This window comes from Agrobacterium sp. 22-3639C2, from assembly GCF_053522105.1.
The window spans coordinates 803,970-829,869 of sequence record NZ_JBNWDB010000002.1 but is presented as its reverse complement, the minus strand read 5'-3'; the positions used below and the strand labels follow the sequence as shown (position 1 = coordinate 829,869).

24 protein-coding genes are annotated in these 25,900 nt (G+C 58.8%); 11 read left to right on the top strand and 13 right to left on the bottom strand.

What is annotated here, in order from left to right:
* Positions 1–151: 151 nt before the first annotated feature.
* The 7 genes from ACQZ6D_RS11455 to ACQZ6D_RS11425 all read right to left on the bottom strand — a co-directional run bounded on the left by ACQZ6D_RS11455 (position 152) and on the right by ACQZ6D_RS11425 (position 6,525).
* The gene (locus ACQZ6D_RS11455; protein WP_013761765.1) at positions 152–385 is read right to left on the bottom strand and encodes a hypothetical protein; all 234 of its coding nucleotides are present in this window, start codon (positions 383–385) and stop codon (positions 152–154) included.
* A gap of 94 nt (positions 386–479) precedes the next feature.
* Entirely contained in the window at positions 480–917 is a 438-nt protein-coding gene (locus ACQZ6D_RS11450) for a helix-turn-helix domain-containing protein (protein WP_025595440.1), read from the bottom strand.
* Positions 918–986: 69 nt separating this feature from the next.
* Entirely contained in the window at positions 987–2,192 is a 1,206-nt protein-coding gene (locus ACQZ6D_RS11445) for a hypothetical protein (protein ID WP_013761764.1), read from the bottom strand.
* Positions 2,189–2,902, bottom strand: coding sequence for a TfuA-like protein (locus tag ACQZ6D_RS11440; protein ID WP_448729944.1), 714 nt, complete (start codon positions 2,900–2,902; stop codon positions 2,189–2,191). The genes ACQZ6D_RS11445 and ACQZ6D_RS11440 overlap by 4 nt, the downstream gene beginning before the upstream one ends.
* Entirely contained in the window at positions 2,902–4,098 is a 1,197-nt protein-coding gene (locus tag ACQZ6D_RS11435; RefSeq protein WP_448729984.1) for a YcaO-like family protein, read from the bottom strand. The genes ACQZ6D_RS11440 and ACQZ6D_RS11435 overlap by 1 nt, the downstream gene beginning before the upstream one ends.
* A 37-nt stretch (positions 4,099–4,135) precedes the next feature.
* On the bottom strand, positions 4,136–4,564 hold the full coding sequence (locus ACQZ6D_RS11430; RefSeq protein WP_448729943.1) for a hypothetical protein: 429 nt from the start codon (positions 4,562–4,564) through the stop codon (positions 4,136–4,138).
* 8 nt (positions 4,565–4,572) lie between these two features.
* Positions 4,573–6,525 carry a BTAD domain-containing putative transcriptional regulator gene (locus ACQZ6D_RS11425; protein ID WP_448729942.1) on the bottom strand — a complete coding sequence of 651 codons (1,953 nt, stop codon included), beginning with the start codon at positions 6,523–6,525 and terminating at the stop codon, positions 4,573–4,575.
* A gap of 173 nt (positions 6,526–6,698) precedes the next feature.
* Between ACQZ6D_RS11425 and ACQZ6D_RS11420 the strand changes: the two genes are divergently transcribed.
* Both ACQZ6D_RS11420 and ACQZ6D_RS11415 read left to right on the top strand, forming a co-directional pair.
* Positions 6,699–7,184 carry a hypothetical protein gene (locus ACQZ6D_RS11420; protein ID WP_003511288.1) on the top strand — a complete coding sequence of 162 codons (486 nt, stop codon included), beginning with the start codon at positions 6,699–6,701 and terminating at the stop codon, positions 7,182–7,184.
* A 248-nt stretch (positions 7,185–7,432) separates the two neighbouring features.
* On the top strand, positions 7,433–7,696 hold the full coding sequence (locus ACQZ6D_RS11415; RefSeq protein WP_448731719.1) for a hypothetical protein: 264 nt from the start codon (positions 7,433–7,435) through the stop codon (positions 7,694–7,696).
* A gap of 28 nt (positions 7,697–7,724) precedes the next feature.
* Here ACQZ6D_RS11415 and ACQZ6D_RS11410 read toward each other — a convergent pair whose 3' ends face one another.
* The gene (locus ACQZ6D_RS11410; protein ID WP_065662492.1) at positions 7,725–8,864 is read right to left on the bottom strand and encodes an ROK family transcriptional regulator; all 1,140 of its coding nucleotides are present in this window, start codon (positions 8,862–8,864) and stop codon (positions 7,725–7,727) included.
* Between the two features lie 94 nt (positions 8,865–8,958).
* On the opposite strand from ACQZ6D_RS11410, the gene ACQZ6D_RS11405 reads away from it, so the two are divergent.
* From ACQZ6D_RS11405 to ACQZ6D_RS11380, 6 genes are all read left to right on the top strand, one after another.
* Complete coding sequence (locus ACQZ6D_RS11405) at positions 8,959–10,332, top strand: ABC transporter substrate-binding protein (RefSeq protein ID WP_003511284.1); 1,374 nt, start codon at positions 8,959–8,961, stop codon at positions 10,330–10,332.
* Between the two features lie 67 nt (positions 10,333–10,399).
* Positions 10,400–11,311 carry a carbohydrate ABC transporter permease gene (locus ACQZ6D_RS11400; protein WP_019564841.1) on the top strand — a complete coding sequence of 304 codons (912 nt, stop codon included), beginning with the start codon at positions 10,400–10,402 and terminating at the stop codon, positions 11,309–11,311.
* Positions 11,311–12,399 (top strand): carbohydrate ABC transporter permease, encoded by a 1,089-nt coding sequence (locus ACQZ6D_RS11395; RefSeq protein ID WP_065662493.1) that lies wholly within the window; start codon positions 11,311–11,313, stop codon positions 12,397–12,399. The genes ACQZ6D_RS11400 and ACQZ6D_RS11395 overlap by 1 nt, the downstream gene beginning before the upstream one ends.
* 5 nt (positions 12,400–12,404) lie before the next feature.
* Complete coding sequence (locus ACQZ6D_RS11390; protein ID WP_019564839.1) at positions 12,405–13,517, top strand: ABC transporter ATP-binding protein; 1,113 nt, start codon at positions 12,405–12,407, stop codon at positions 13,515–13,517.
* A gap of 11 nt (positions 13,518–13,528) precedes the next feature.
* Positions 13,529–14,254, top strand: a complete 726-nt coding sequence (locus ACQZ6D_RS11385) for a glycerophosphodiester phosphodiesterase family protein (protein WP_111795461.1) — start codon at positions 13,529–13,531, stop codon at positions 14,252–14,254.
* 26 nt (positions 14,255–14,280) lie between these two features.
* Positions 14,281–15,195 (top strand): TIM barrel protein, encoded by a 915-nt coding sequence (locus ACQZ6D_RS11380; RefSeq protein WP_003511278.1) that lies wholly within the window; start codon positions 14,281–14,283, stop codon positions 15,193–15,195.
* Positions 15,196–15,273: 78 nt separating this feature from the next.
* Here the strand turns inward: ACQZ6D_RS11380 and eglC are convergent, their stop codons facing one another.
* The gene (eglC, locus tag ACQZ6D_RS11375) at positions 15,274–16,671 is read right to left on the bottom strand and encodes an endo-1,3-1,4-beta-glycanase EglC (protein WP_111795459.1); all 1,398 of its coding nucleotides are present in this window, start codon (positions 16,669–16,671) and stop codon (positions 15,274–15,276) included.
* A gap of 209 nt (positions 16,672–16,880) precedes the next feature.
* On the opposite strand from eglC, the gene greA reads away from it, so the two are divergent.
* Positions 16,881–17,363, top strand: a complete 483-nt coding sequence (gene greA / locus ACQZ6D_RS11370) for a transcription elongation factor GreA (protein WP_448729940.1) — start codon at positions 16,881–16,883, stop codon at positions 17,361–17,363.
* A gap of 74 nt (positions 17,364–17,437) precedes the next feature.
* Here greA and ACQZ6D_RS11365 read toward each other — a convergent pair whose 3' ends face one another.
* On the bottom strand, positions 17,438–18,820 hold the full coding sequence (locus ACQZ6D_RS11365; protein WP_149916071.1) for an O-antigen ligase family protein: 1,383 nt from the start codon (positions 18,818–18,820) through the stop codon (positions 17,438–17,440).
* Between the two features lie 136 nt (positions 18,821–18,956).
* Positions 18,957–20,294 (bottom strand): SGNH/GDSL hydrolase family protein, encoded by a 1,338-nt coding sequence (locus ACQZ6D_RS11360; protein ID WP_448729939.1) that lies wholly within the window; start codon positions 20,292–20,294, stop codon positions 18,957–18,959.
* 420 nt (positions 20,295–20,714) lie between these two features.
* Between ACQZ6D_RS11360 and ACQZ6D_RS11355 the strand changes: the two genes are divergently transcribed.
* Together ACQZ6D_RS11355 and ACQZ6D_RS11350 are read left to right on the top strand one after the other, a co-directional pair.
* Positions 20,715–21,863 (top strand): glycosyltransferase family 4 protein, encoded by a 1,149-nt coding sequence (locus ACQZ6D_RS11355; RefSeq protein WP_065704384.1) that lies wholly within the window; start codon positions 20,715–20,717, stop codon positions 21,861–21,863.
* Positions 21,864–21,918: 55 nt separating this feature from the next.
* The gene (locus ACQZ6D_RS11350) at positions 21,919–23,013 is read left to right on the top strand and encodes a glycosyltransferase family 4 protein (protein WP_065704382.1); all 1,095 of its coding nucleotides are present in this window, start codon (positions 21,919–21,921) and stop codon (positions 23,011–23,013) included.
* 38 nt (positions 23,014–23,051) lie between these two features.
* On the opposite strand, the gene ACQZ6D_RS11345 is transcribed toward ACQZ6D_RS11350, so the two are convergent.
* Positions 23,052–24,257 carry a glycosyltransferase family 4 protein gene (locus ACQZ6D_RS11345; RefSeq protein ID WP_448729938.1) on the bottom strand — a complete coding sequence of 402 codons (1,206 nt, stop codon included), beginning with the start codon at positions 24,255–24,257 and terminating at the stop codon, positions 23,052–23,054.
* An 88-nt stretch (positions 24,258–24,345) separates the two neighbouring features.
* Positions 24,346–25,869 carry an O-antigen ligase family protein gene (locus ACQZ6D_RS11340; protein WP_080801513.1) on the bottom strand — a complete coding sequence of 508 codons (1,524 nt, stop codon included), beginning with the start codon at positions 25,867–25,869 and terminating at the stop codon, positions 24,346–24,348.
* Positions 25,870–25,900: the final 31 nt, after the last annotated feature.

Genomic DNA, 25,900 nt, shown 5'->3' with positions numbered 1-25,900 from the left:
AAACCGGGCCTCGACAAATGCTGGGAACAAAAGTTCTTGGAGTTGACTAAAAAATATATGCGTCCGGTGTGTTTCAGCCCAGCCGGAACCGCAGACGAAAAATGTCTGCGGCTCTGCGCAATTGCAGACGCGGTCGTTAAAAAGCGGTGTTTTAATGGAGTTCGGCGTGTGCGAAACCGCTGCCGTTCATTTCTGCGCCGGCCGGTAGCGAGCCATGCTGATTGATGTCCTGGGCCAGCGACAGCAATGCCATTTCCAGGAAATAGGTCGACATCCCCAGTTCCAGAGATTTGGAGCGCTGGCAAAGATAGGAAACCATCCGCCCGAGCGCCAGAATCTCGTCTGCATTGTCCTGTTCAAGTATTGCTGCGGTAGACGCCACCATGATTCCCTCTCGACAGTCGACAGTATGAAAACGCGTTGATCCCGCGTTGTTCATTTTCGACCACATCGAGCGTCACGCGAGCGTCACACCTGCGTCAATCGTCGCTCTTGTTTTCCGGCGCGCCGTTATTTTCCGCCGCTTCGGTAGCCGCAAGCGATGTCACGAGGGCAACGATGCTCTTGCGCACGGTTGCGCTCTTGATTCGGGCAAAGGCCTGATTGAGCGAAAATCCTTCATTCGACGCAACGAAAGACTGCATGGCATTGATCGTGCCAAGGGCGGGATTGGCGTTTCCGACATCCGGCGTCGCATTGGCGAACAAAGAGCTGACATCGACGCCGAGAACCGATGCAATGGCTTGCAAACGGGACGCGCCGACGCGATTGGCACCCTTTTCGTATTTCTGGACCTGCTGGAAGGTAATGCCCAACCGGCCCGCCAGCGCGCTTTGACTCATGCCGAGCGACTTGCGGCGCATTCGGATTTGTGTACCCACATGCACATCGATCGGGCTGGGTAGTTTGGCCTGCATCATGAACTCCTCCAGTTGTGAGGTTCTTAAATTGGATATTTATCAATTAATATTGTTGAAGGTAGACATTCAACACAATTTCCACGGGTATTGTGAGGTGTTACTGATAAAGTAAGGCTGTTTTCCGTCGGTATGCTGTGCTGGTTGACGGTTTATCACCTTTGTTGCACATCGCAATGCCCCGTTTCGGCTGGCAAAATGGCTCCAGCCGGCCACGCCGATGGCGTGAAAGCCCAGTCTTTCCCAAATTTTCCTGTTCTCTCGGTCGAAACCGTCGAGCGTTTCCGCATCACCGAAATGGGGAACCCAGACGAATGGCTTCTCTTGGTCGGAGCGCACGATATTTTCAACAAGCACGTTGTTATAAAGCCGAGGCAGGCATTTGTTGGTGTCGATGGCGGGTAAAACCGGAATGGGATTTCGCAGGATTGCGAAGCCCTGCTGTGCCAGCAATAGAACGGAGGCATCCAGTTTACGTTTCAAATCCATCGCATTACGGGCGTTGCATTCATGGGCCACCGGATCGGCAACCAGCAATAGCGGGTGGCCATCGCGTCTTAGACCTGTGACCGAAACGAACTGGTCGACGTGGAAACCGCATTGGTGGATTTTTCCTAAAGTGATCGCCGGAGGCGACGTTTTTGCCGAGGTAAGAGCGATTGAGGCCGAGGCATTGCCGAGGTCTTCCGGCCGATATCCGAAACTGCCCACGGTTCTGTAGTCGAGTGCCTGAACCCGCTGCCATTGTTGCGGCCGTTCGGTTGCCGCATTGTTTGCCATACCCCTGTCGTCCTGCAGGCTGGAATGGCCCACCAATCGAAAGTCCGGCCCGACCAGCTGGTTACCGCCCGGCAAAGTGACATGCGAAGCGTTGGCGGCAAGCCCGAGACGATTGGCGAGCTCGCCAGTGACGGCGCTTTCCGATGCACAAAGCAGTTCGGTTGCGATCCCATCAGCAGTCCGAACGTGGAACACGTCCTGTATCCACGGGTGCGAAACGCTGCTGGTTGCATCGAGCGGTAACAGTTCTGCGGTGCAGGTGGCTGCCAGCCTGCTGAGCCAGCTTTCAGCGGAGGCGAGACAGGGGCCATCGATAAGAACAAGGGCCGTGACGTCGGAAGGCAGAGCCGAAAGCAGGTTTCCGATCGGGATGAGCGGAGAGACGCCCCCTTCAGCCCTGTCACCCGCAAAAAACGCGGCGGGCAAGGCAAGCGCGATTGTCCGGATCAGTCCTCCGCAGTCGGGCAGCAGAGACGGGTGCGGGGCAGCGGTCAAGACGCTTTTTCTCCCGCCGTCTGCCGCGTGGCCAATTGCTGGAAAAATACCGTGTTCTGTAATTTCCACGATTGCGGCGGCGGGGATGGCAATTCTGCGCTGCCAAGCAGGCCTAAAAGCCGGGCCGCATCGTTGCGTTTGGCGGAAACCGCGTTTCCGGCCAGAAAATTTGCGGTCTCGAGGTTGAGGTTTGCCTCAGTTGCCATTGCACGCCATGTCCTGCGGTTAAAATGCAGCTTGCGGGCGGCGTTCAGCAAGGCGTCGTGTTCCTCTGGGGCGACAGCGGCGCGACACGCTTCGAGCGTCGCTTCGGCATCGACAAGCGCGATTGTAAGCGGGCGGTAGTCGAGTTCGCCGGGCGCGTGGCTGACTGCCACATCGGCGTCGGAAAAACGCAGCCCGTCCCGATAGGCTTCAAAGATTTCGCCGATGCCGATCATGCCGAAGGCCGCGCATTCCGCCGCTCTTAGCGCGCCCATGCTGGCGGCACCAAGAACAGTGACGCCGCCTGACAGCGCAAGCAGGATTTCCTTGTGCCACACGGCGGCGCAGTCACCGTAGAGGCCGTCGATCAGCCCGATTGTCCGGGCACCCTGCGTTACCGCGTCGAAAATATCGCCGCAGGCAGCCGGGCCACGAAGATCGAGGCCGGAAATCTGCGCGGGTGTGATGCCGTGGATGGACGGGCCTGCAAAAACCACCGGCTTCATCAGAGGCCTCCGAGGTTCAGGAACCGGTCGAGCGTCCGCTGGGATATACGTTGAAGGCCACCACCGGCAGGGGTGAGGCCGCTTGCCAGAACCCGGACGACGTGCAGACCGGATACGCCCGTTTCCAGCGCAAAGACATGGATGTCTTCGATCCCGGCGGCAAAAAGATGCTCTGCAAGCTGACGCCACGGCGGTAGAGCCGGATCGCTATTCGCAAAATCGAGACTGGCCGGGACCCGGTCCATCGGCCGCACCTCGGATGCCGCCGGTCCCGCCGCAAACATATCCCGCTGGTAGCGCAAAGGAGAGAGATCGTCCCTTGCGCCGCTGATGTCAGTCAGTCGCGACTGGATCGCTTCCAGCAGCGCGGCAATTGCCGCGTCATAGGTGCCAAACCGGCACGCTGCGCCGGCAGCGCTGCGGGTGGCAAGTCCGTCCTGCGCGTGGATTGACCGTGGCAGGCTCGCCATGACTACAGGCACGCCGAGCGTATTGGTGAGATCAAAGAAGCGGGGCGGCAGTCCGATATGTGAAAGGTGTTGAACAAGAGCATCGAAGGATGCGTCGACACCCATCGGCAACACGACCGGTTCCGGCGCGATATTGCGGGTTTCGAAGGTATCGACGAGAAAGCAGGCGTCGTTTTCGATGAGTTCGAGCAAGGCGTGCAGAACCGCGTGGTCATGGTCGAAACCCGCCGCAAGACCTTGCGAACTCATGAGAAAGGCCTGCCGGTCCCAGGGGAAATCCGCGCGAAAATCCATGCCCACCAGTTCATAGGGGGCAAAAACCTCCAGCTGCTGGCGTATGGATGTTCCCTTCACCCAGGCGCGTTCGTTTCGCAGATCAAGAGTGTCCGGGTCGACCCGGCCGATTGTTTCGAAAGGAACGAGAGGGGCGCCCTTGTCCCGCATCTCACGAATGGAGCCGAAAGTGGTGATATGTTTGCGGGTGTCTTCGGCGACGGCACCTTCGATCGCTTCCATGATCGCGGAAAGCCGTGCCTGCTCGGCGACAAGCCCCTTGCCCTGGGAGACCGACAGTCCGCGTGAATTGGGCCGCGTCGCGAACCAGACGGGTATGCCGATAATATCGAGACCGGTCACGTCTCCGACGCGGGTAATCCCGAACCGCCGAAGCAGTTCGGGATCGAAGAACGAAGCGTCCGGATGCCCTAAAGCCGCTGTCGCTGGAATATGTGCGCCGTCAGCGGTCAAGGCTGCGGGGCCGTAATCAAGGCGCCGCGTTGGTGTCGTCGGCAAGGATGGCGTCGAACAGCTCGCCGGTGACGGAACCCGCCGGACCAACAGCCTTCAGGGCCGATTCGATCGGTGCCTGCACCATGCGGTTGAAATCCCAGCCGGCGTCGATCACTTCGCCGACAAAGGCGAAATCGGCCTCGGAAACGACAGCGCCGCCGGCGACGAGGGCTTCGATGCCCTGGATCTGGACCTGATCCAGCTCGTTTTCGGGCTGGCCGTCCTGACGAACGAGCATGGATTTTGCTGCCGCAGCAACGCGCGCGTAACCGTCCACACCGGGATGGCTGGCTTCATAGACGGCAATCGTCTCATGCGAGACGGACGCAACCCTGAGCGGCGCCGTGCGAATGAAGAGAACGCCGAAACCCTTTTTTCCGACAATAAAGAAGTGCGAGGACATAATAACTCCTATTTGATCCCAGCTAATCGAAGTGCGTTATAGAATTTTTCATTCGCTACCGGGTCTCGGTCTGGGGACAGGCTGCTGATTTCCCTCGCCGTCATACCCGGATAGTTTTCCTGAAGCCTGCTGCCGGTTTCCCGGGCAGCGTCCAAATCACCGTGGAGCGCGTGGCTCGCGGTCAAGACGCGCAATGCCGGCTCGTCATTTTCCATGCGCGCACACAGTTCTACTGCCGCGCCGTAATCCTCACGCTTGAACGCGATGCTGGCGCCCGCCCACCAGTAGATGTCGGGTGCGAGCGGATTTAGGTCGATGGCTTGCTGAAACTTTTCCCACGCGGTTTCGGCATCGCCGAAATGGGCGAGCGCATCGGCATGCTGGAGCAAAAGGTCGGCGGAGTTGGGCGCAAGCGCCTCGGCTTCGAAGAACCTTTCGGCGGATATGTCGAAATCCCGCTGGTAGAGCGCCACGACGGCGCGCATCCAGTGGCCGACGCCAAGAGCGGGATCGATTTCGACGGAGGCGTCTGCCTCCGCCTTGGCGCGGTGCAGCAGGTGGGGGTCGTTGCCGCCCAGCATCAGCCATTCCAGTTGCAGGCTCTGCGCCACGCGGGCGCGGGCAACCGCCATGCTGTTATCCAGATCGACCGCCTTGCGGAACATCGAGCGGGCTCTTCGAAGAAGCGGCAGGTCGCACTTGCCGCGCAGAAGCTGCTGGCCCTCCAGCAATTGCCGGTAGGCCTCGCCGCTGTGGTTGCGGTCTGGTTCCACCTGAAGCCGCTCGATCTCGCGGGCAAGCCCCGCGGCCACCTGTTTGGACAGCAGTCGAAAAGCGGCATGAATATGCCGCGCGGTCAGCACAACCTCCAGCGACCAGACGATTTCTCCGGTCGCTTCCTCGATCAGCGCTACCGACATGCGGGCATCGTCGAAAACCGTGGAGACGATGCGGTAATCCGCCCGCAACATTGCATAACTGTCGTCGGTCCGGTCGTGTGTCGCTACAAAGGTGCTGTGCGTCGAAAGAACGGTGAAGGTCCGGTATCGAACGAGACTATTGGCGACATCCTCGACAAAGGCACTCATCACCGGCGATACCGCAAGCCCGTCCACCCGCACCGGACGGCTGAAGGCGACGCGTGGTTTTGCCATCGGTTTTCGGCGGCTACCCTCATCCGGTTCGGCGGGGGATACTATCGTCGAGGCCAGACTTTGTATCCGCCGTCGAAGCGCCACTGTCTCGGCCTCCGGAGGTCGGTCCTCCTGGCGGAGCTGTTCCATCAGAAGCTGGAAAATTCCCTCGCAGGCGCTGGTGTTTCCCACCCGCGCATAGGCCGCCATGGCGGCGCGGTAGGTTTCCTCGCGCTCCGGCTCGATCTTCAGCGCGCATTCGGCAAGCGATGCGATGTTGTTCGAACTGGCGCGGCCGAACCGCGTCAACTCCTCCAGAAGCGGTGTATAGCTTGAAAAGAACAGGTCCTTGAGACGGCGTCGCTCAGACAGCAGCCAGAGATAAAGGTGGTCCTGCCCAGCCTCCAGCCCCTCCAGCAGATCGCCGCCGAATTCGAGCAGGGCTTGCAGCCTCTGCATCGGGTCTTCTGCTCTCGCGCCGGCAAGAAAGATCGCAAGGTCGGTCCGCTGCGCCAGCTTTCCGGCCTTCAGGTCGTTTCCTTCTGTCAGAAGGATGGCATCGTCATCGCTCGACAGCTTCTGGAGGCGCAGGATCAGCTGCCGCAAATTGCCGAGTGCCCTTTTTTGCTCGACGTTTTCCCACAACAGCGATGCGGCCTGCTGGCGGGAAAGGGACTGGTTGGGAGCAAGGATCAGGGCGGCAGTGAGGGCAAAGCCCTTGGACGGGAAAAACGCTTGCCGCACCGCATCGCAGCGCGGGGTGCCAAAAAGCCGGATCGGTATCAGTTCAGCGTTCCCAGCCAATTTCGTTCCCTCATGAATCACCATCTAACAATGTGTCCGGGAAATTGAAAGTCATCATTGGCGTTCCATTTGACGCTGGTGTGACGCCGCTTGCCTATTGTCGTGAATAGAGGCGCGGGCGACGGGCGGAAAACATCAATCATGCATCAGGCAGGCATCGGGAATTTTCGAAATTGATAGCGTTTAACGGAAGCTACATGGCGTTCGAGCCGCGTACTGAACCTTACCAGCGTGCCGACGACGTCGGTTATGCGGTGTGTGAGTTCATGTGGTTCAAAGGGCGCCCGTTCTATCCGGTCTCGGCGCTGGCTCATGCGAAGGTTGCTCATGCCAGACTGTCGGCATGCGACGACGAAGATGAGGACAATCTCGATATTATTTTCCGCATGCCATTTGCGGCCGGTGGGCATTTTTTCGAGATCGTGCTGCGCTCCAACGAAGGCACTGCTTACGGTGGCTGGCTGTGGGGAGAAGAGCTGGAAATACTGAACGAGGTCGTCAACGGCTATCGCGTTCTGGCGGGGAAGTTCGAAGACAGGCTGATCCGGTTTGAATATTCCAAGCGGTCTCATCGCTACCGGACAGCCGAACCGCTGCCGGTGGAGAAATCCGTCTTCCTGATCCAGCGGGAGGTAAGGCCTTACGCGGGAAGGCACGATTTGCCGGGAAGCCCGGCACGTTAATGGCAGGGCTGATGCCGATGCGTTTCCGGGGGAGCGCAAAAGCGTGGGGCGAGAAGGGGTTCAACTGGCGCGGCGCGTATTGCGCGCATCGCAAATATGCCCGGTAAAGCCAAGGCTTTGTCGGGAGCAGCAGGTGAATTTTTTTATTTTTATTGTGTGGAAGATTTGTGATGCCCAATGGAGGTAACATGCGTAACAGGCGGGTGTCATCACAGCTATTAGCGGTGAGTTGCGCCTCGGGTGACGACGTGCTTTCCCTTGACGGGAGCGCCAACAACGACCCGCGTCCATCAGTTGCGAACGACAGGCTTTATGTCGTGGGCGAGCCGGTCTCCAGGAAGGTGCTGAAATCTCGCCCGCCGGAGAACCGGGTTGAGGAAGAGGCTTTTCGCGTGGCGGAAATCAGCAATACCGTCATCGATGTCGATATCAGGCTTGCTAAATGGGCCTGGGCCGTGCTGGTGATCGGGCATTGCTGGCTGATCTATTTCATGGTGACCAATCTCGGCTGAGGCCCCCCCCGGACATGCGCTCCGGCCTTTAACGCACTTCTCCGACGCCGTGCAGGATCATCGCCGCCGCACCGAAGGCCACGGGGTCTGTCGCAACCACATCCGGCAGCTGGATTTTCGGCTGTATCACCTTTGCGCCGTCGAACGGGTCCGAGCGTTCGTAATCCAGCCATTCCGCCAGCCGCTGTCGTACGATCCTTGGTAAGGTGCCGCCGACAAAGATTGCCGTGGGCGCCAGAACGGCGCTGACAGCGAAGGCGAGGCGCGCAACCTCGGGTCCCGCCCGTTCCAGCCACGCCTCAAACACGGCGGAATTGCGCAAGAGGTAATCCGTCCAGACCTCGGGTGCGCGACCCGAGGGTTTTTCTCCCACATGCTCCACGCACCATGCCGCCAGGTCTTCGAAGGAGGGCCGCGAAGTGCTGCGGCCGCGCAAGGCGCCGATCTCGCCGGCATTGCCGAGATAACCGCGATAAAGCTCATTTTTGATAATGATGCCGCCGCCGATCCCCTCGGAGAGATAGAGATAAGCGAAATTTTCGTGTCCATCCGCATTGCCAAGCGTCAGTTCACCCATGGCTGCGGCATTCGCATCATTTTCTATGATCACCGGACAACGCAGCGCCTCGCGCAGCATGGCGGAAAGGTCAGACCCGGCCCAGGAAATAACCTCTTCGGCAAGATCGAGCGACATGGCTTCCTTGCGAAAGCGGGTCGGCATGGCAATGGCCGCGCCGATCAGTTGGCTCCTGTTGATCGCATTTTTCGTCAGTAGTTCTTCGGATCCGTCCTGAAGCGCCCGTTGGACATCGGAAAACGCGTCATAGGAGCCGCGCATCTGCAATTCTCCAACGATCTCTCCGCCGAAATTCAACAGCGTCAACATCACCGAATAACGGTTGGCGTGCGCACCAAGGGCGTAACCGACGGTTTTTTTGAGCGTGAGGTCGATATGGGGTGCGCCACGGCCTTCCTGCCGGCGTGCACCTTCCTCGATGATACCGCGCTCAAGCAGATTTCGCGTCATCATGCTCACGGCAGCGGGCGTTATGCTGCAATAGTCGGCAAGTTCGACCCGCGAGGCCGAACCCTTGCGCCTGATATATCCCAGAAGCGCGCCCTGTGTTGCGCCAATGCCTGCCAGCCCGCCCTGCCGTCTCTCAGTCAAAGTTTCACTCTCCCGCGCTTTACCTAGGGAAATGTCATGAAGCTGTTAATTAAGCAACTTAATTAAATAATCAGTTTCAACGGGAATGGATCACATGTTCAAGTCTCTCACCCTGATGGCCACGGTTGCCCTCGGCGCGCTTTTGCCGGCTGTCGCCTTTGCCGAAGACATCAACATCAAGCTCTGGACGCTCGCCGACAAGAATGCGCCCGGTCGCGTCACCAACATCGAAGCTGCCGCCGGCATCATGAACGCGCAGTTCAAGGCAGCAGGCGTCGACAAACGCGTCGTCATCGACATCAACAACAGCGCCGTGCAGGGCTGGGACTCCTTCGCGCTCGACACGCTGAAGGCGTTTTCGGTGGGGCAGGGGCCGGATATCTACATCCTGCCGCATGAATGGATCGGCCAGTTCGCGCAGGACGGCTATGCCATGCCGATGGAAGACAAGATCGCCGCTGCTCCCTGGGTCTATGGCGATATCCTGCCGGTTCTGTGGAATTCGGCCAAGGCGACGGACGGAAAGATTTACGGCATTCCGCAGGACGCGGAAATCCGCATGTTCTTCTACAACAAGGACATGCTGCGCAAGATCGGCAAGGACGAAGCCTTCATCGAAGGTCTGCCGGCCAAGGTCGACGCTGGCGAATTCACGCTCGACGATCTGACGGCCCTGTCGAAGGAAGTGGTAGACGGCAAGGCCGCACAATACGGCATGCTGCACCGCCCGAATGTCGGTATCGACTATCTGATGGTGTTCCAGTCCTATGGCGTGAAGTTCATGGACGAAAAGACCGGCAAGCTGATGTTTCCCAAGGCCGAAATGGCCAAGGCGCTCGGCTGGTATGAGCGCAATGCCAAGGAAGGCGTGACGCCCGTCGACAATACCGCCATGAGCTGGGAGGCGATCCAGACGGCCTTCAAGCAAGAAAAGGCCTTCATCTTCCATCAGGGTGTCTGGGCGGTTGCCTGGCAGGTGGGGGACAAGAACGGCGCGACCTGGCCGACCGACGGCAAGGGATATTTCAACAAGATCGGCTGGATTTCCGCTCCGGCAGCCGAAAAAGGCGGCAAGCCGGCCAACCTGTCGCACCCGCTGCTCTACACCCTCAATCCGAAGAGTGCCAATGCCGATATCGCCGCCGATCTCGTGGCGCTTGCGACATTGCCCTATTTCAACAACGAACACGCGGTGACATCCTATCATACGGCCATCAGCAACGCCCAGACGGCCATGCCGAAATACCGCGATAACTGGGTACTCTCCGCTGCTTCGCCGATGATGAAATACGCGCAGTTTGTGCCCAACCACACCAAATTCGGCAGCTACAACAAGGTGCTGTTCAGCGGTCTGCAAGCGGTTGAGACAGGCAAGATGACGGCCGCGCAGGCGGTCGATTTCATCGCCGACGAGCTTGAGCTGCAATTTGGCGCGGAGATCGAAATCCGCGACGCCGCAAGCAACTGAGTTTGCCCGAAACCATGCCGCCCGGTTCTGCCGGGCGGCTTTTCCGCGTTCCCACCGGTATATCGTAATGTCTCAATTTCAGCTTCGGGCGCGTCGCCCGGCCCGGCCGATCTTTTATCTGGCTCCGGCTCTCGCCTTGCTTGGCCTGTTCTTTCTTGCCCCGATCGTCGTCAATCTGGTGATCGCCTTTACCGATATGGGCGCAAACCTGAGGGTCGGCAAATTCACGGTCGAGAATTTCCAGCGCATGTTTCAGCGCGACGTGCGCCTGCCGATGGTGTTGCTGACGACGCTGATCTATGTCGGCGCAACGCTGTTCATCTTCAATATCGGGCTTGGCGCGCTTCTGGCCGTTACGACCACGGCGATACCGGACCGGCTAGGCAACTTCTTTCGCGGCCTCTGGCTGCTGCCGCGCATGAGCCCCGCCGTGCTTTACGGCGTGCTGTGGATATGGATCGCCGATCCGACGTCTTCCGGCCTGCTCAACCAGTTTCTTGGCGCGCTCGGCGCACCCGCTCTCAACCTGCGCAACGACTTTCCGCTGTTTCTGGTGGTGGTGGCGAACGGTGTCGTCGGCGCGTCTTTCGCCATGGTCATCCTCACATCGGCCATCCGCTCCATACCGTCGCATCTGGCCAATGCCGCGCGCGTCGATGGCGCCAGCGAATGGGGTGTGCTTCGCCATGTCGTTGCACCCGCGCTCTCGGCACCGATCCGTTTCATCACGCTCTATCAGGCGCTCTCACTGATGACGACCTATGAATATATCCTGCTCATCACCGGCGGTGGGCCTGTCTACGATTCCACGACCTATCCGCTTTATATCTACCGGCGCGCCTTCGAAAACGGCGCCTATGCCTATGGTGCTGCACTTGCGCTTGGCCTGATGGCGATAGGCGTTGCCATCACCCTCATTCAATGGCGCATCAGCAATATGCGCTCGACTTTTGCTCCCGCCAAAATCGAGGTGCTGTGATGACGCTCGCTCACACCCACTCGCCTGCCCAAAGCAGGCGTGCCCTTGATCTGAAGCCGGACTGGACGCGTCTTGAAAGGCGCAGCCTTGCCCATCGCGCCGGTTTCGTTCCCGTCATTCTTGTGTTCCTGACGGTGGTTTCGGTTCCGGTTCTCCTGCCCTACCTGTGGCTGCTGGTGAAATCGCTCACGACTTCCGACGACAATCTCAGCCGACTTGTGCTGTGGCGCAGCGGCGCAATCGCCGCTTTTGCCTATGGCGGGGCGATAGCAGTTGCGCTTCTTTCCGCGCGCCTGCGCAATCCCGCGCCGCTATGGCTGGCATTTGGTGCCGTGGTTGCGGCGCTCGTCTTCGTGCTGGTGCTGCCGCATCTGACCATCGACAACTACAGTTTCCTCTGGAGCCGCGATATCGAGAAAACCGGCACCACGCGCATGGCGCTGATGCCATCCGTCTGGACCGCCATGCGCAGTTCACTGCTGTTTGCCGCTTCCCAGACGCTGATCGTCGCGCTGGTCGCCACGCCGGCCGCCTATGCGCTGTCGCGCTTCACCTTTGCGGGGCGTGAAAATGTGCTGCGCGGGCTTTTGCTGCTGCATGCCTTTCCGGCGCTCGCGCTCACCGTCGCGATCTTCGTGCAACTGCATTACATGGGCCTGCTCAACAATCTCTTCGGCGTCGTGCTGGTCATGAGTGCGCTTGAGCTGCCGTTTGCAATTTTTGTTCTCAAGGGCTTTTTCGACAACGTTCCCTGGGACATCGAAATGAGTGCCGTCACCGATGGCGCGACCCGCTTCCAAGCCTTTCGCATGGTGGTTCTGCCGCAGGTAAGAAGCGGGCTGATCGCGGTTGCCACCTTCACCTTTCTGCGTGGCTGGGAAGAATATGTTTTCGTCCAGACCCTGCTCATCGAAAAAAGCCAGATGACGATGAGCCTCTATCTCTTCTTCGTGGCACAGGACAGCGCCGGCGTGAACTACGGCATGATCGCTGCCGTAGGCATCATCTATCTGTTGCCTGTGCTGATCATTTACATCTTCACGCAGAAATACATCACCCAGATGAGTTTCGGCGGGATCAAAGGATAATCGCCATGGCCAGGATCACCCTCGACAATGTCACCAAAAGCTGGGGCGACACCCGCGTTCTGCAACCGATGACCCTCTCCATCGAAGACGGCGAATTCGTCGCCGTTCTCGGCCCGTCCGGATGCGGAAAGTCGACCACGCTTTTCCTGCTCGCCGGGCTCTACGCGCCGACCGCGGGTCAGATTTCTTTCGACGGCCACAACGTCAATCGCATCGATGCGCGCGACCGCAATGTCGGTATCGTCTTCCAGTCTTATGCACTTTATCCCAACCTGACGGTGCGGCAGAACATCGCGTTTCCGCTGCGCTTCAAGAATGTTCCGCGTGAAGAAGCAGCGCGGCGGGTGGAGGAGGCGGCAAGCCTCGTGCAGATCAGCGCGTTGCTCGACCGACGGCCCTCGCAGCTTTCCGGCGGCCAGCAGCAGCGTGTGGCGCTTGCCCGCGCGCTGGTCAAGGAACCGAACATCCTGCTACTGGACGAGCCGCTTTCCAATCTCGATGCGACCCTGCGCATCACCATGCGCGCCGAGCTGAAAAGCCTGCAGAAGCGCCTGAAGATCACCACGCTGATCGTCACCCATGACCAGATCGAGGCGATCACCATGGCGGACAGGATCATTTGCATGAACAACGGCGCCATTGCCCAGATCGGCACGCCCGATGATCTTTATCGCAGGCCCGACAATCTGTTCGTGGCCGGTTTCATCGGCACGCCGCCAATGAACCTCTTGAAAGGATGGGCGCAGGGCGGGCAGTTGCAGATTGGCGATGCCCTGCTCGACCTCAATGCCCGCTGTGACGGCGAAGTCACCTTTGGCCTGCGCCCGGAAGATATCGCCCTCGTCACATCGTCCGAGGCGCGGCTTGAGGGGCAGGTTACCACGGTCGAGCCCATGGGGCGCGAGGTGTTCTACACGATCGATACGCCTGCAGGGATGATCCACGCGCTCGAATATGGCGAGACGATACGCCACGCGCCGGGAGATCGTGTCGGGATCAGCTGCAAATCGGCGCTGACGCTCGTGTTCGATGCCGCCGGTAACCGCATCGCCGGGCTGCATGCCGATCTTTCCCACCATTCGACTATTCCGGCGCGTGAACCGGAAGCCGTAAACTGACAGGAATTTCCATGCCTAAAATCGTCTCCCATCGCGGTGCCAACCATTTTGCGCCCGAAAACACCTTCGCCGCCGCCGACCTCGCCTTACAGCAGGGAGCGGATTACATCGAGCTCGACGTGCGCGAGAGCGCGGACGGTGTGCTTTATGTCTTTCACGACGAAACGCTGGATCGTACCACCAATGGCACGGGTCCCATCGGCCACATGCTGTCGAGGGAGATCGATGCATTGGACGCCGGCAGCTGGTTCGGCGAAAACTTCAAGGGTGCGGCTGTACCGCGGCTCGATGCCTATCTCAGCCATTTGCGCGGCCGCTGCGGCGTCTATGTCGAGCTGAAATATTGCGATCCCGTCAAGGTGGCGGCACTGGTACGAAGCCTCGGCATGGTGCGCGATACCTTCTTTTTCTCTTTCTCCGAAGAAATGCGCCGGGGCCTGGCCGCCGCCGCGCCGGAATTCCGCAAGATGATGACGCTCGATATCGCCAAGTCGCCTTCGCTGGCTGCGGCTGTTCACCATGCCTCGATCATCGAGATCACACCTGCGCACATGCGCAAGCCCGGCCTTGTCGCGGCATGCCGCAAGGCGGGTCTGGAAATAATGGTTTATTATGGCGGCAATGATGCCAACCTTCATAATGAGATCGCATTGGCCGGGGTAGACTACGTCAATATCGACCGCCCGGACCTGTTCGATACGGCGCGCCGCGCCGTACGGCAGCCTGAACTCGCATGACCTTCCTTACCCTTGGAGATGATGACATGAGCAATCTTATTGGAACCGGCTTCAACGCCAGCTCGGACGACGGTGAACTGGCCACGCTGGAAAGCGATCTGCGTGCGCTTGCCGAAATTGGCTGCGACACCGTTGAAATCGCCGCAACGAGCCTTGATCTGATCGCAGGCGGTCGCATCATCGAGGAGCGCGCTCAACGGTTCGTGGCGCTGGCCAAAGAATTCGACTTCCGCTACACGGTGCACGGTCTTGTTTCGTCCAATTTCATGGACCCGGTAACGTGCCGCTACCAGATAGATGCAGCCAAGGCGCTGGCCGTCCTGTGCGATCGCATCGGCGCGGGCATCCTCGTTCAGCATGGTGGTGCCCTGCGTGCCGACCAGATCGCCGAGCGGGCCGATGCCGATGCCCGTGAGCGGGAGGCGCTTTTCGAGCTGGCGGAATTCTGCAAGCCCTATGGCGTGCGGGTCGCGCTTGAGAATATCTTCTCCACCGAACCCGGCCAATATCGCCAGACGCCTGCCGAGGTGGCCCAGACCGTTAAGGCCATCGGCCATGATAACGTCGTGGCGCTGATCGACTTCAGCCACGCCTATCTCGAATCCACCTATCGCGGGCTCGATTTTCGCGAACAGCTTCGTGCCATGGCGCCGGTTGCCGGCCATTTGCATGTCCACGATTCCTTCGGCCGGCCGCAGGGCTTTTATCAACCGTATTTCGACCAGGAAAATACCGCTCTCGGCATCGGCGATCTGCATATGCCGCTCGGCTGGGGAGATATCGACTGGCAGGGCATCTTCTCGGAGCTGACCTTCCTGCCGGATACCGTGCTGATGATGGAAATCGGCCGCCGCTACCGTGCCGAACAGCCCGCGAGCCTTGAAACGGCGCGTCATCTCATGTCGCTCTACACTGAGCGGATGCAGATCGCGGCTGAATGACTGAACTGAACAAGGCCCAGCCGACAGGCTGAGGTCTGAAGCGCCGGCAGTTCTGAACGCAACTGCCGGCGTTTTTCGTTACGCGGCCCAGTCGGAAAGCGAATAGGCTTTGATGTAATCGATCATCATCTGCGAACCGTCGCTGAAATCAACTGCCGACGGCGTTCCTGCCATGCCGCCGACAGCAAGATTGACGACCATATACATGGGGTCGTGCATGTCATCAGGCGTATCCGTCTGCGCCACGGCGACGTCGTCGAAATACCAGGTAATATGTTCCGCATCCCACAACACGCCGTAGGTGTGAAACCCCTCCGTGCTCGGCACGCTGACATTGTTGATGACCGAACTCTGTTCACCCGTCGCGTTGGAGTGGGTGGACATGATCAGCGTATTGGGGTTTTGCCCACGCATCTCCACGACATCGAGTTCCGGCGGCCAGGATCCATCTTGCGGCAAAAGCCAGAAGGCCGGCCAAGCGCCCCGGTCGGTCGGCATGTCGGCGCGCATTTCGAAATAACCATAGGTCTGGCTGAACGACGAATAGGTGTTCAGCATACCCGAGGTATAATCATAGCCCTCAACCTCGTTGGCGATCGATTGCGGGGTTTCCGCGGCGGTGATAGTCAGGACACCGTTGTTTATGCTGAAGGGATTTACCTCTGATGTGCCGGCATAAGCGGGGTTGATGTACCATTGCGCCTCGCCATTCGTCGTCAGCGAGCTTCCCTTTTCCGGTGCCCACCAATATTTGGCATCCCAAGTCCCCTGATCGCCGCTGCGAAGTGAAAGTGCATCGAATTCGTCGGCAAAGGTCTGGGTGAGGGATGATCGGTCGAGGCTGAGCTCGAACTGGTCGGCCTGAAGATCGTCGATGGTCGTTCCGGCAAGAACGACGGCCTCGCCGTTGGCGAAGTTCAGCCAGAGATTATCGCCCTGTTGGGTGGCATTGCTGACGAGCTGCTCGAAGGACGTGATGCCGTAACCGTTAAGCCGGATCGTGTCGTTGGCGCTGAAATCCATGATGAGATCGGTGCCGTTGCCGCTCGTAAAAACGAATGTATCCGCACCGCCGCCGCCGATCAGCACGTCGTTACCGCCCCCGCCATCAATGGTCTGGCTGCCCGATCCGCCGGTTATGATGTTGTCCAGCTCATTTCCGAAGGCATAACGACCATCTCCGGTTACCCGCAGGTTTTCGAAATTGTCGGGCAAGGTATAACTCATCCAGGTGTCGATGGTGTCGATACCCTCCCCGGCATTTTCGACGGCGCGGTTAATGCTGGAATAGAGGTAATAAATATCGTCGCCCGTGCCGCCCGCCATTGTCACATTGACGGAACTGTCGCCCCACATGGAATCATTGCCGGCAGTGCCTGTCAGCAGCGGTCCGGAACCCGTGGCGGAAAAAAATCCGGTGGAATTGTCGCTGTAGTAGAGTGTGTCTCCAAGCGCATTCAATACTGTCCGGGCCATTGACCGTCTCCTGTCCGTTAGCGTTGGCTTTCTCACTCCTCTTGGGCAATACCCTAACAGGGCGAAAAGCCTCCTGTTAGAGCCAGAAATGAGGGGTACATGGGCGGTTTCTGTGGTGCACGCTATTGCAGCATTGCAATGGGCGGTGGCAGGATTGGACGGAAAGGGAGATGCTCAAAGCGGCATCTCATGGGAATGGAGTGCCAGAATTGAGTGTAGCCTTTACCAAGGAAGATAGTGCCGAAACCGCAGCCGAAACGGTTCTGCCGGACCGGGTGATTTCGCCTCATCCCAATCTGGTGACGGAGGCTGGGCTGAAAGCGCTGGAGCAGCAGCTGCAATTGGCGCGCGAAGCCTGCGAAACGGCCAATGCCGTCGAAGACGTCAATGAAAGACGTCGGCTTTCAGCCAATCCTCTGCGGGACATTCGGTATTTCGCGGAGCGCGTTCGCACCGCCCAGCTGATGCCGAGCCCGCCTCTTGATGGCACCGTTGCCTTCGGCAGCGTGGTAACATTCAGCCGTGATGACGGGAGGACGCAACGGTTCCGGATCGTAGGCGAGGATGAAGCCGATCCGGCCACTGGATCGATGTCTTATGTCTCCCCGGTCGCAGGAGTGTTGATGGGAAAATCTGCCGGTGATGTTGTCAGCCTGGGCGGCAAAGAGATTGAAATCATCGAAGTGACCTAAAGCGCCCACTTGAAAACGGAACAAATTTTGGCAGCAAGGATGTGCGGTTTGGAGCGAGAGAACCTCGCCGTAATTTATGCCGGCCGTGCCGTCGCCAAAGCGTCCTCTTCTGCCATTCCTGCCATCCTCATCATCGTATTTTTCAGAAAGAACCTGAAATCCAGATCAATGAAAGTATAGGCGAGTACGAGCCCCATATAGGCCATGAAAACGGGATTGAAATTCAGCTCTTCAAATTGATAGACGATAACGATTCCGATCGCCGAATAGGCGAAGAAACCGACTTTTCGTTTCCGGAGGATCGCGTAAACAAGCGCAAAGGCGCTGAGAAGGCCAAATCCTATGCCGGATGCATAGGCCGTGGCGAGAAAGCCATTATGCGGCGTTCCGATCCTCGATATTCTCGACAGTTCTTCGTATCGAGCGGTAAAACCAATGCCTAAAGGGTGATGGAGCATCACCTGAAAGCCGCCAGTGAGCGTATCCCAGCGCTCCTGCGCATTGTTGCTGCTGTTGCTGTCCTCGAGAAACCGTTTTGAAAAGATCTGTTCCGCAAAATCGAAAGCGCCCAATGGCAAAACCGCTGCGATGACAAGGGCGGACAAGGCAAAACCAAAATAGGTGCTGAGCAGCATTTTGATGGAAAAATTTCTGATGTAGAAATAGACCCCGATGGCAAGAACCGCAAATACTCCGGACCGGTTGAGAGTAAGTGTGAAGCTCGCCAGATAGACCAGCAGAAATACGGCAAACAGCGCGGGACGTTTTTGCCTTTCGGCAAGATAGGCGACTGCCGCTCCCGCCAATGCAAAGGCAGGTCCGGCTGTGTTGCCCACCGGCCAGATTCCACCCGCTTTTTCGACACGCAAAAGCAACGGGCTCAATTCGCCTTTTGCCGCAGCTGCCAGCACGGCGGTTTCATCGAACATGAAAGAGAGGCCAAGGGAGGCGAGTTGGTCGTGAATGACGATGTCCAGAAAAAGCAGGATCGTCACCGCGATGAAGCCTGCGAAGATGCCCCAGCAGAACAGCTCGAGAAGGTTCTCCTTAAACAGCATATAGGCAAAAAACAGAAAATAGACCGCGTAAAAATATGCCATCGCGGTGGTGTAAAATTCACCTTCGCCACGTTCGTCGGCAAAGACAGCCGAAAGTGCAAAAAAAATGGTTAGCGGAACGAGATAAAGCAGGATGATCGAGGGCGTCAGACAGCGAATGTAAAGCAGGGCAATAACGGGTAGCGTCATCAGGACAAGCATGTCGGTGATGTTGAGGAAGCGTAGGCCCAGATTGCTGGTCAGCACATTGCATTGAATGAAAAAGCCAATGGAAAAAACGAAGATCGCCAGAAAGAGACCGGGCACCTGTATGGTTTTTGAAGGATAAAGAGGCATCGCCAAAACGAAACCCGGCAACGGGGATTGATGCGATGCCGCCATATTTGTGCTTCTGGTCATTCCCGGCCTGTATCCTTCACTGGCGGACCTTGGTGCGGCCCTGTGGGAGAGGACGTCATCACCATGAGGCGACAGGGTGATGACGATGAATAGTGGTCTTGATGACGTTGCCGCGCAAGACAATTTTCTATGGTTTTCAGTCGATCAGATTGCCTTTTGGCAGAGCGCCCTCAACGGCGATCACCCGCTGTATGTAAAGCGGTTCGTTGGAAACCGGCGCGCTCATGCCGAATGCCGGCATGATCCTCACATAGAAACCGTATCCGCTGGGGCTGATATCAGGATCGATCGCGATGTCGTTGGCTATGGCCCACATCCAGCCGCTATTGTCGAGGGCATTCGCACCACCGAATTGCAGGGCGGAGCAGCTTATCGTCCGGACCGCGCCGCCGCTTTTCGTAACCAGTGTGACATAGGGCGCTCGCTGCCCCTCGCTATTTTTGTAAAGCACCGCGAAGGAGACGGTTCTGCCAATCATCGCGGCGGCCTCTGCATTCCGGAAATAACGAAACAGCGCGGCTGACTGGCTGCCGTTTGCACGCAGATCCAGGCTGTAAGCGAAGGCCGGAGAAAAGGTCACTGCGGCGGTTTTGCCGGCAGAGGCCGGCGCGGTGAGATTCCAACCCGATGGAGCGGACCCCGTCCAATCGGTGAAATCGCCGTTGACGATAAGATTGGCGACGGGAAGTTTCGGCCAACAAGGTGTCTGAAAGGCGTTATCGGGCGCCGATGCCAGATAACAACTGAACAAGGTTCGGGCGATGAGCTGAGATCCGGTATCGTTCGGATGGACGTTGTCGCGGTAGAGCGCATGGTCCTTGCCTCTCGCTACAAATGACGCGTGTGTATCCACCAGTGTGAGGCCCGGGTGCGCTCGGGCAAGGTCAAGGATCGCATTATAGACCTTGTCGTAACCGGTGCTATCGCGCCAGGGGTTCTGGGTGGTGATGAGTTGGGGGGCACCCGGCCATTGCCACTCCATCATGCCAAGCGGTCCGAGCAGGGCGGCTCGTCCGGAGCTTAGGATACCACCCGGTGTCTCGAAACTCTGCATATTATGCCCATGATGCGTGATGCACAGGTCGGGACGCGGAATCTTCAACGCCGCCGCGCGCTGGTCCGCGAGCATGTAACCGGCCATGCCGCCGGGCAGTGCCGCAAGATAGACCGTGAGCGTTGGCCCCATGCCTGCGCGCAGCGTAACCGAATCCGCATAGGCCTTTGGCCCGGTGGGGGCGTTTGTCTGCCATTCTGCCCAGCGGTGCAGCACAACCCTTGTGTCGTGCAGATCGCCAAGCATCATGGCGAACTGCTGGAATGGTCCGGCATCGGCATAGGCGGTGCTGTCACCATTCACGAAGATCGTGGCATTCTGACCCGCAGTCAAACGCGCGCGCAAGGGTGAGAGCGCGTTCAGGGAAGGGACCATGGTGGGGATGTTTCGGGGGGTGATGCCGAGCGATACGCCGATCATGCCGGCACCTCTTCCGTTCCGGTCGTATATATGCATATGTTGCGTTTGAGCGGTGTCATCGTTCGTTCTCCTCGTCTGGCCCTAGGATAACTCCGCCGAAAGGCCGGGGGACAAAACGCAGGAAACGGGACGGCGAAAAGCAGTAAAATTATACGTCACGAATTTTTCTTCGATCTCTTTTAAAATATATAGATAGAATATTTTTCTTTTAATTTACGTATATCGGATTCTTATCCGCATAAAGGTTTGAATGTTATTTTTTCTAACCACAATCAAGCATTGTTGTTCTTATACTGAAATTGCCGGTGAAAATATCCCTGCCGTTGGCAAGTGCACTCGTCATTTTCACGGGCTGTCCATTCATGCCCGCAATTTAGGGCAATGGCAACTTGGGTGCTCTGATACTTCACAGGTGATGTCATGACATCCGCTCTATTTGTCAGTCACACAGGAGAGAAGGGTGGCGCCGAGCTTTTTCTGACGGACCTCGTCAAGGCCGGACCGCATTCCTGGCGAGCTTGTTTTCTCAGTGGCGGTGGTGCTGCTGATGATCTGGCAGCGGCCGGGAGGCCTCCGGTCATGTTATCCGCTGGCGAAAAAATGCTGTCGATCCGCCGTGACTCACCGTTTGGCGCAATGCTGCGTGGCGCGGCCGATGTTGTCGCCGTCGCTTGGCAATTGAGCCAGCAGGCGAGACATTACGACGTAATCTGCGCCAATTCGCAGAAGGCGCTGTTCGTTTGCGCGCTTGCCGCGAAACTCAGCCGCCGCCCACTTGTCTGGGTTTTGCACGATATAGTCACCGATCCCGCATTCAGCTCCGCCAATCGCCATGCCTCGCTGGCATTCGCGCGCCTTTTCGCAAGGCTGGTGGCCGTCAATTCGCAGGAAACCGGCCGGGCTTTCGTTGAAGCCGGCGGGCAGGCAGAAAAGGTCCGCATCGTTTATAACGGCTTCGACCCCGCAAAGGCTGTGGCCCACGATCCCGGCAGAGCTACGCGGTTGCGTATGGAATTGGGCCTTGGTCCTGAACCGCTTGTCGGATTGTTCGGCCGGCTGAGCGAATGGAAGGGGCAACACGTCTTTCTGGACGCGATCGCGGCGATGGATGGCGTTCAGGCCGTCATCGTTGGCGGAGCGCTATTCGGGCAGGACGCCTATGAGACGCGCATCCGCGAGCAGGCATCCCGTCTCGGTCTGGATGGTCGTGTCCGCTTCCTCGGTTTCCGGTCGGATGTACCAGAGCTGATGGCATCGATGGATGCCGTTGCCCACACCTCTGTTGTCGCCGAACCGTTCGGGCGGGTGGTGGTGGAGGCCATGATGTGCGGGCGGCCAGTTGTCGCTACACGCGGTGGTGGGGTTACCGAAATCATTAGGGACGGCGAAACGGGTCTTCTGGTGCCGCCGGGCGACGCATCGGCGCTTGCGGCAGCACTAGGCTGCATCCTGTCGCAGCCGGCTCTGGCGGAAAGGCTGGCGCAGCAGGGCCGCGAGGATGTGAGCCGGCGTTTTTCGCTGGAGGAGACCTGCCGGTCCGTTTCCGCTTTGCTGTCGGAAGCAGTGTGAGGGGCCTCTTGGCGATCAATTCGGGCAGAAAGTGCAGGCAAGCGGAAGGGTCAGGATGCGTATTCTCGTAAACATGCCGAGCCAGTATGGCGGCAAACCTTCCGGCGTCGCCCGCGTGACCTTCAGCCTGCTGGAGCGGCTGCTGGATCAGACGCGGGACGACTACATCCTGCGCTCTCCCTGGACGCGGGCACAGCTGCCCGAAAACCTGCGCGAAAGCCGCCTTCAGCTGATTGAGACGCCGCGGCCGCGTATCATGGTGTTTGATGTGCTGCGTCAGGCTATGACGTTGCCGGCACTTTGCCGCAAGCTCGGCATCGATGTGCTGTTCAACGCCGATCCCTTCGGAAGTCCCAGCGGCGGCAAACGGCGCGTCACCCTGGTTCACGATCTTTATTTCAAGACCATCCCCGAACAGATCGGCTGGCGGGCGACGTTGACGACGGATTTGATCTTTCGACTGATGATGGCTGGTTCGAACCGGATCACCTGCGTATCGGAAGCGACGCGAAAGGATCTGGCGCAGTTTTATCCATCGGCTGCTGGAAAAAGCCTGACTATCCATTCTGACAGCACCCTGAATGTCGATCTAGCGAGTTTAAACGGCCCGCCGCCAGTTGCCGCGCCCTACATACTGGCGGTCGGAAACGCGACGTCGAATAAAAACTTTTCGCTTCTGGGCAAGGCTTTTGCCGTGATTGGCAAGGTTAGGCCTGATTTGCACGTCGTGCATGTTGGCCGCGACGATGCCGAGGAAATCGGCAGCGTGCTCGATGATCCGGAGCTGAAGGCGCGACTGATCCGGCTTTCCGGCATAGACGACCATCAACTGGCAGACCTTTACCGCCACGCCGCCTGCCTTTGCGTGCCTTCCACATATGAAGGGTTCTGCCTGCCGGTGCTGGAGGCGCAGCAACTGGGGTGTCCGGTCGTCTGCTCCAACCGTTCCGCAACGCCGGAGATCGCCGGAAAGGGCGCACTCACCTTCGATCCCGCGGACTCTGACAGCCTTGTCGCGGCACTTGAGCGGCTTTTTCGGGAGCCGGATCTGGCAAGCGATCTTCGCCAGGCTGGTTATGAAAACCGCAAGCTGTATTCATGGCAGAAGGCGGCGGAAAGCTATGCGCAGATTTTCCATGAACAGACCTGACGTCTAGAAGTCATGTCCCCGGGGTGAAATCTTACGGCTCATGCCCTGATGCCGCTGCGCAGCTCCGAATACAGAGCTTCGTATGCCCCGATTACCCGTTCGGGCGCGACACCCTGCGAAATGCGCGCTTTGGTTTCCGGTGTTTCCGCGAGAATGGCGGGGTTGCGCATCGCGTCAGTCATGCGGGCGGCAAGCTCGGCGGCGCTGCCCGGCGTGAAAAGGCGTTCCGGCCGGTCCCGACCGATCTGTTCGGCGACACCGGCGAGATTGGCGCCGAGAACCGGCACACCGCGTAGAATAGATTCAGCGACCGTGCGCCCGAAAGCCTCTGGCCAGAGTGGTGGAACGATCAGACAATCTATACCGGCGAAGAAACTATCGGCGTCCACGTAGCCGGGAAATTCGACCGGAAGGTTGGCGGTTTTTTGCTCGTAGGCTTCGATGCCGCCCGGCGCGCGACCCGCCATGACCAGTCGCCAGCCCTTCGGCGGCAGGAGCGGCAGCGACTCGATCAGGAGATCTGCACCCTTGGGCGCCTCGATGCGGCCCAGATAACCGAAAACAAGCGGGTCCCCAGGCGCGCGTGGAATGCGCTGTGTCTGTGAAGCTGGCAGCGCGATGGCATTCCAGATGACCGTGCGGCGGCTTTCCGGTACATGGGTGAAAAAGCCGGCCTGCACATGGCGCTCGACAATATCGTGGCCGACACCGGCGACAGCGTCGACGGCGCATTGGCAACGCCGGTGCAGGTAAGAGAAGGCGCGGCATTTTTTGCTGGTGCCGTCGCAGATGTGCCCGTCGTGAAACAGGGAGCCGTTGGTGCACATGCTGGTGAAATCGTGCAGGGAATGGACGAGCGGAATGCCGCGCTTGCGGATCATCGGCCAGACCAGCGGTGTCAGCTCTGACAGCGAATGGGTGTTGACGACATCAGGCCGGAAATCATCAATGACGCGGGCAAGCCGGCGCAGGAGACCCGGATCCAGCTGCACGGCGATCTTGTAGTATTTTCGCTTCCATCCGGGTTGCTGTTCCCAGTCCCCGATAAAAAACGGCGTGGTATGTCCGAGGCGGTAAACGGCGAAATCATCCCGCAGCTCCACGGCCTGTTGTTTGCGGGAGATCGCCGCCACCGCTACCGTGTGGCCCTTTTCCGCCAGCCCGCGCGCGAGGTCTTCCACGAATATCTCCGCGCCGCCGACCCGGTCCGGAGAAAACAGCGACGTTATTTGCAATATCCGCATGCCCAAATTCTCGCGTCTTTGTGTGGTTTGTAATCGTTACAACTATTGCGCATCAGCGAAATGAAGGCTGCTGCCCATCCGGACTGATCTAGGCCGGCATTGCGGGATCGCTTGGAGATGGTTCGCGCCGCCGCGAACGGTCCCGTCCAACCCCTGGTGGGTTCAGGCAAAGCGTGGCGACGGGCGCAAGGAATACCGCGTAAGCCATTGCGAAGCCGGGGATCTGCAGCGAAAAATCGAGTGTCGAATGCAATGCGACGAGCAGCAGCCCGGCAAGGCCGAGATGGGAGGCGTAACGGTAGTTTTTGCGTTTGCGCGCCCCGCGAATAAAAATGGCGATTTGGACGAGCACGAAAAAAGCCGCATAAAATGGAAATGCGAGGCCGAGCGTCAGCAGTCCCTCGGCATAGACATTGTGGGCGTGGGTGACGATGGCGTCCACCCCGCATTGCGCCGCGTGATAGGGCGCGTAGGTTTCCGTAAAGCTTGCAAGGCCGGTTCCCCAAGGCCAGCTGTCAGAAATGGCACGCGCGATGCCCGGCATGTAGCAGAAGCGCATGTCGTCTTCCAATCGCGTTTCCATGCGAAGCGCCACGCGATTGGCGAAGAGCAGGAACAGGCCAAGCGTAATGGCGAGCACGATCGCCGCGCGGCGCTTCGTGCCGCGCCGCTTGCGACGCAGGGCAGCCGCGTTGCGGCCTGTTTTGATGGGTGAGTTGAAGACGGTCAGAAGAATGAGGAAACTCAGTGCCGCAAAGCTTGATGCGATGCCGGCGCGCGATCCGGTCAGCATCAGGGCGATGAAGCAAAAGGCAGTGAGCACGCCGATGAAGGCGGCCTTGCGGATGAGGCGTTTCTGGCCGACTGGAACGGTCAGGCGATTTGCCACCAGCGCCCTGACCATTCCCCAGTCTGGAGCCGTCAGCCGTTTGTGCAGCATCACGACGAGGGTCAGGAGAATGAGACCGAAGAAGGTGGCGGCGGTATTACGGTTGACGAAAAGGCCGGTCAGGCTGCCGAGATAGAAGCGCTTCTGAATGAAGCCGAGTGTTTCTGGAAAAAGCAGAAATTGCACGATTGACAACAGTGCCAGCCATCCGCCGGCAATTGCGAACCATCGCAGCGCTTTTGCCGCGCGCTCGTCGGTATCGAAAATGACGAGGCCGGCCATGAAGGCGCCGAAGGGCAGGGCGGCGCTTAACAGGCCGAGCCGATCATCCGCCGGGGTGAGCGAAACCGTGGCGTCGGGCGCGAACTGCATAAACATGGCGGCGGTCGACCAGGCGGGATTGGGTGGAGCAATACCCGGCACAGATGATTGCAGCCACATCTGGATGATGAGTCCCCCCAGCAAAAGGCAGGTCGCCACAAGTGCCAAGCTTGAACCAGCCCGGGGCGGCCCGAACAACAGGATGGCGGGCACGAGCAACAAATAAATTGCAACGGTGACGACGATACGGCTCTCGATTTCGGTTGCGCCGCGATTGAGAAGCGCAAGCAGGAAGATAGCCCAGAAGATGACTATGGCGGCCGTCCGAAAATAGTCTGGAAACGCAACCGGTCGCGGTGGCGATGAGGATAGCGGTTCTGATTGGGCTTCGATGGACGACATTGGCTTTCGGCTTTGCAATAACTGTTGCTGC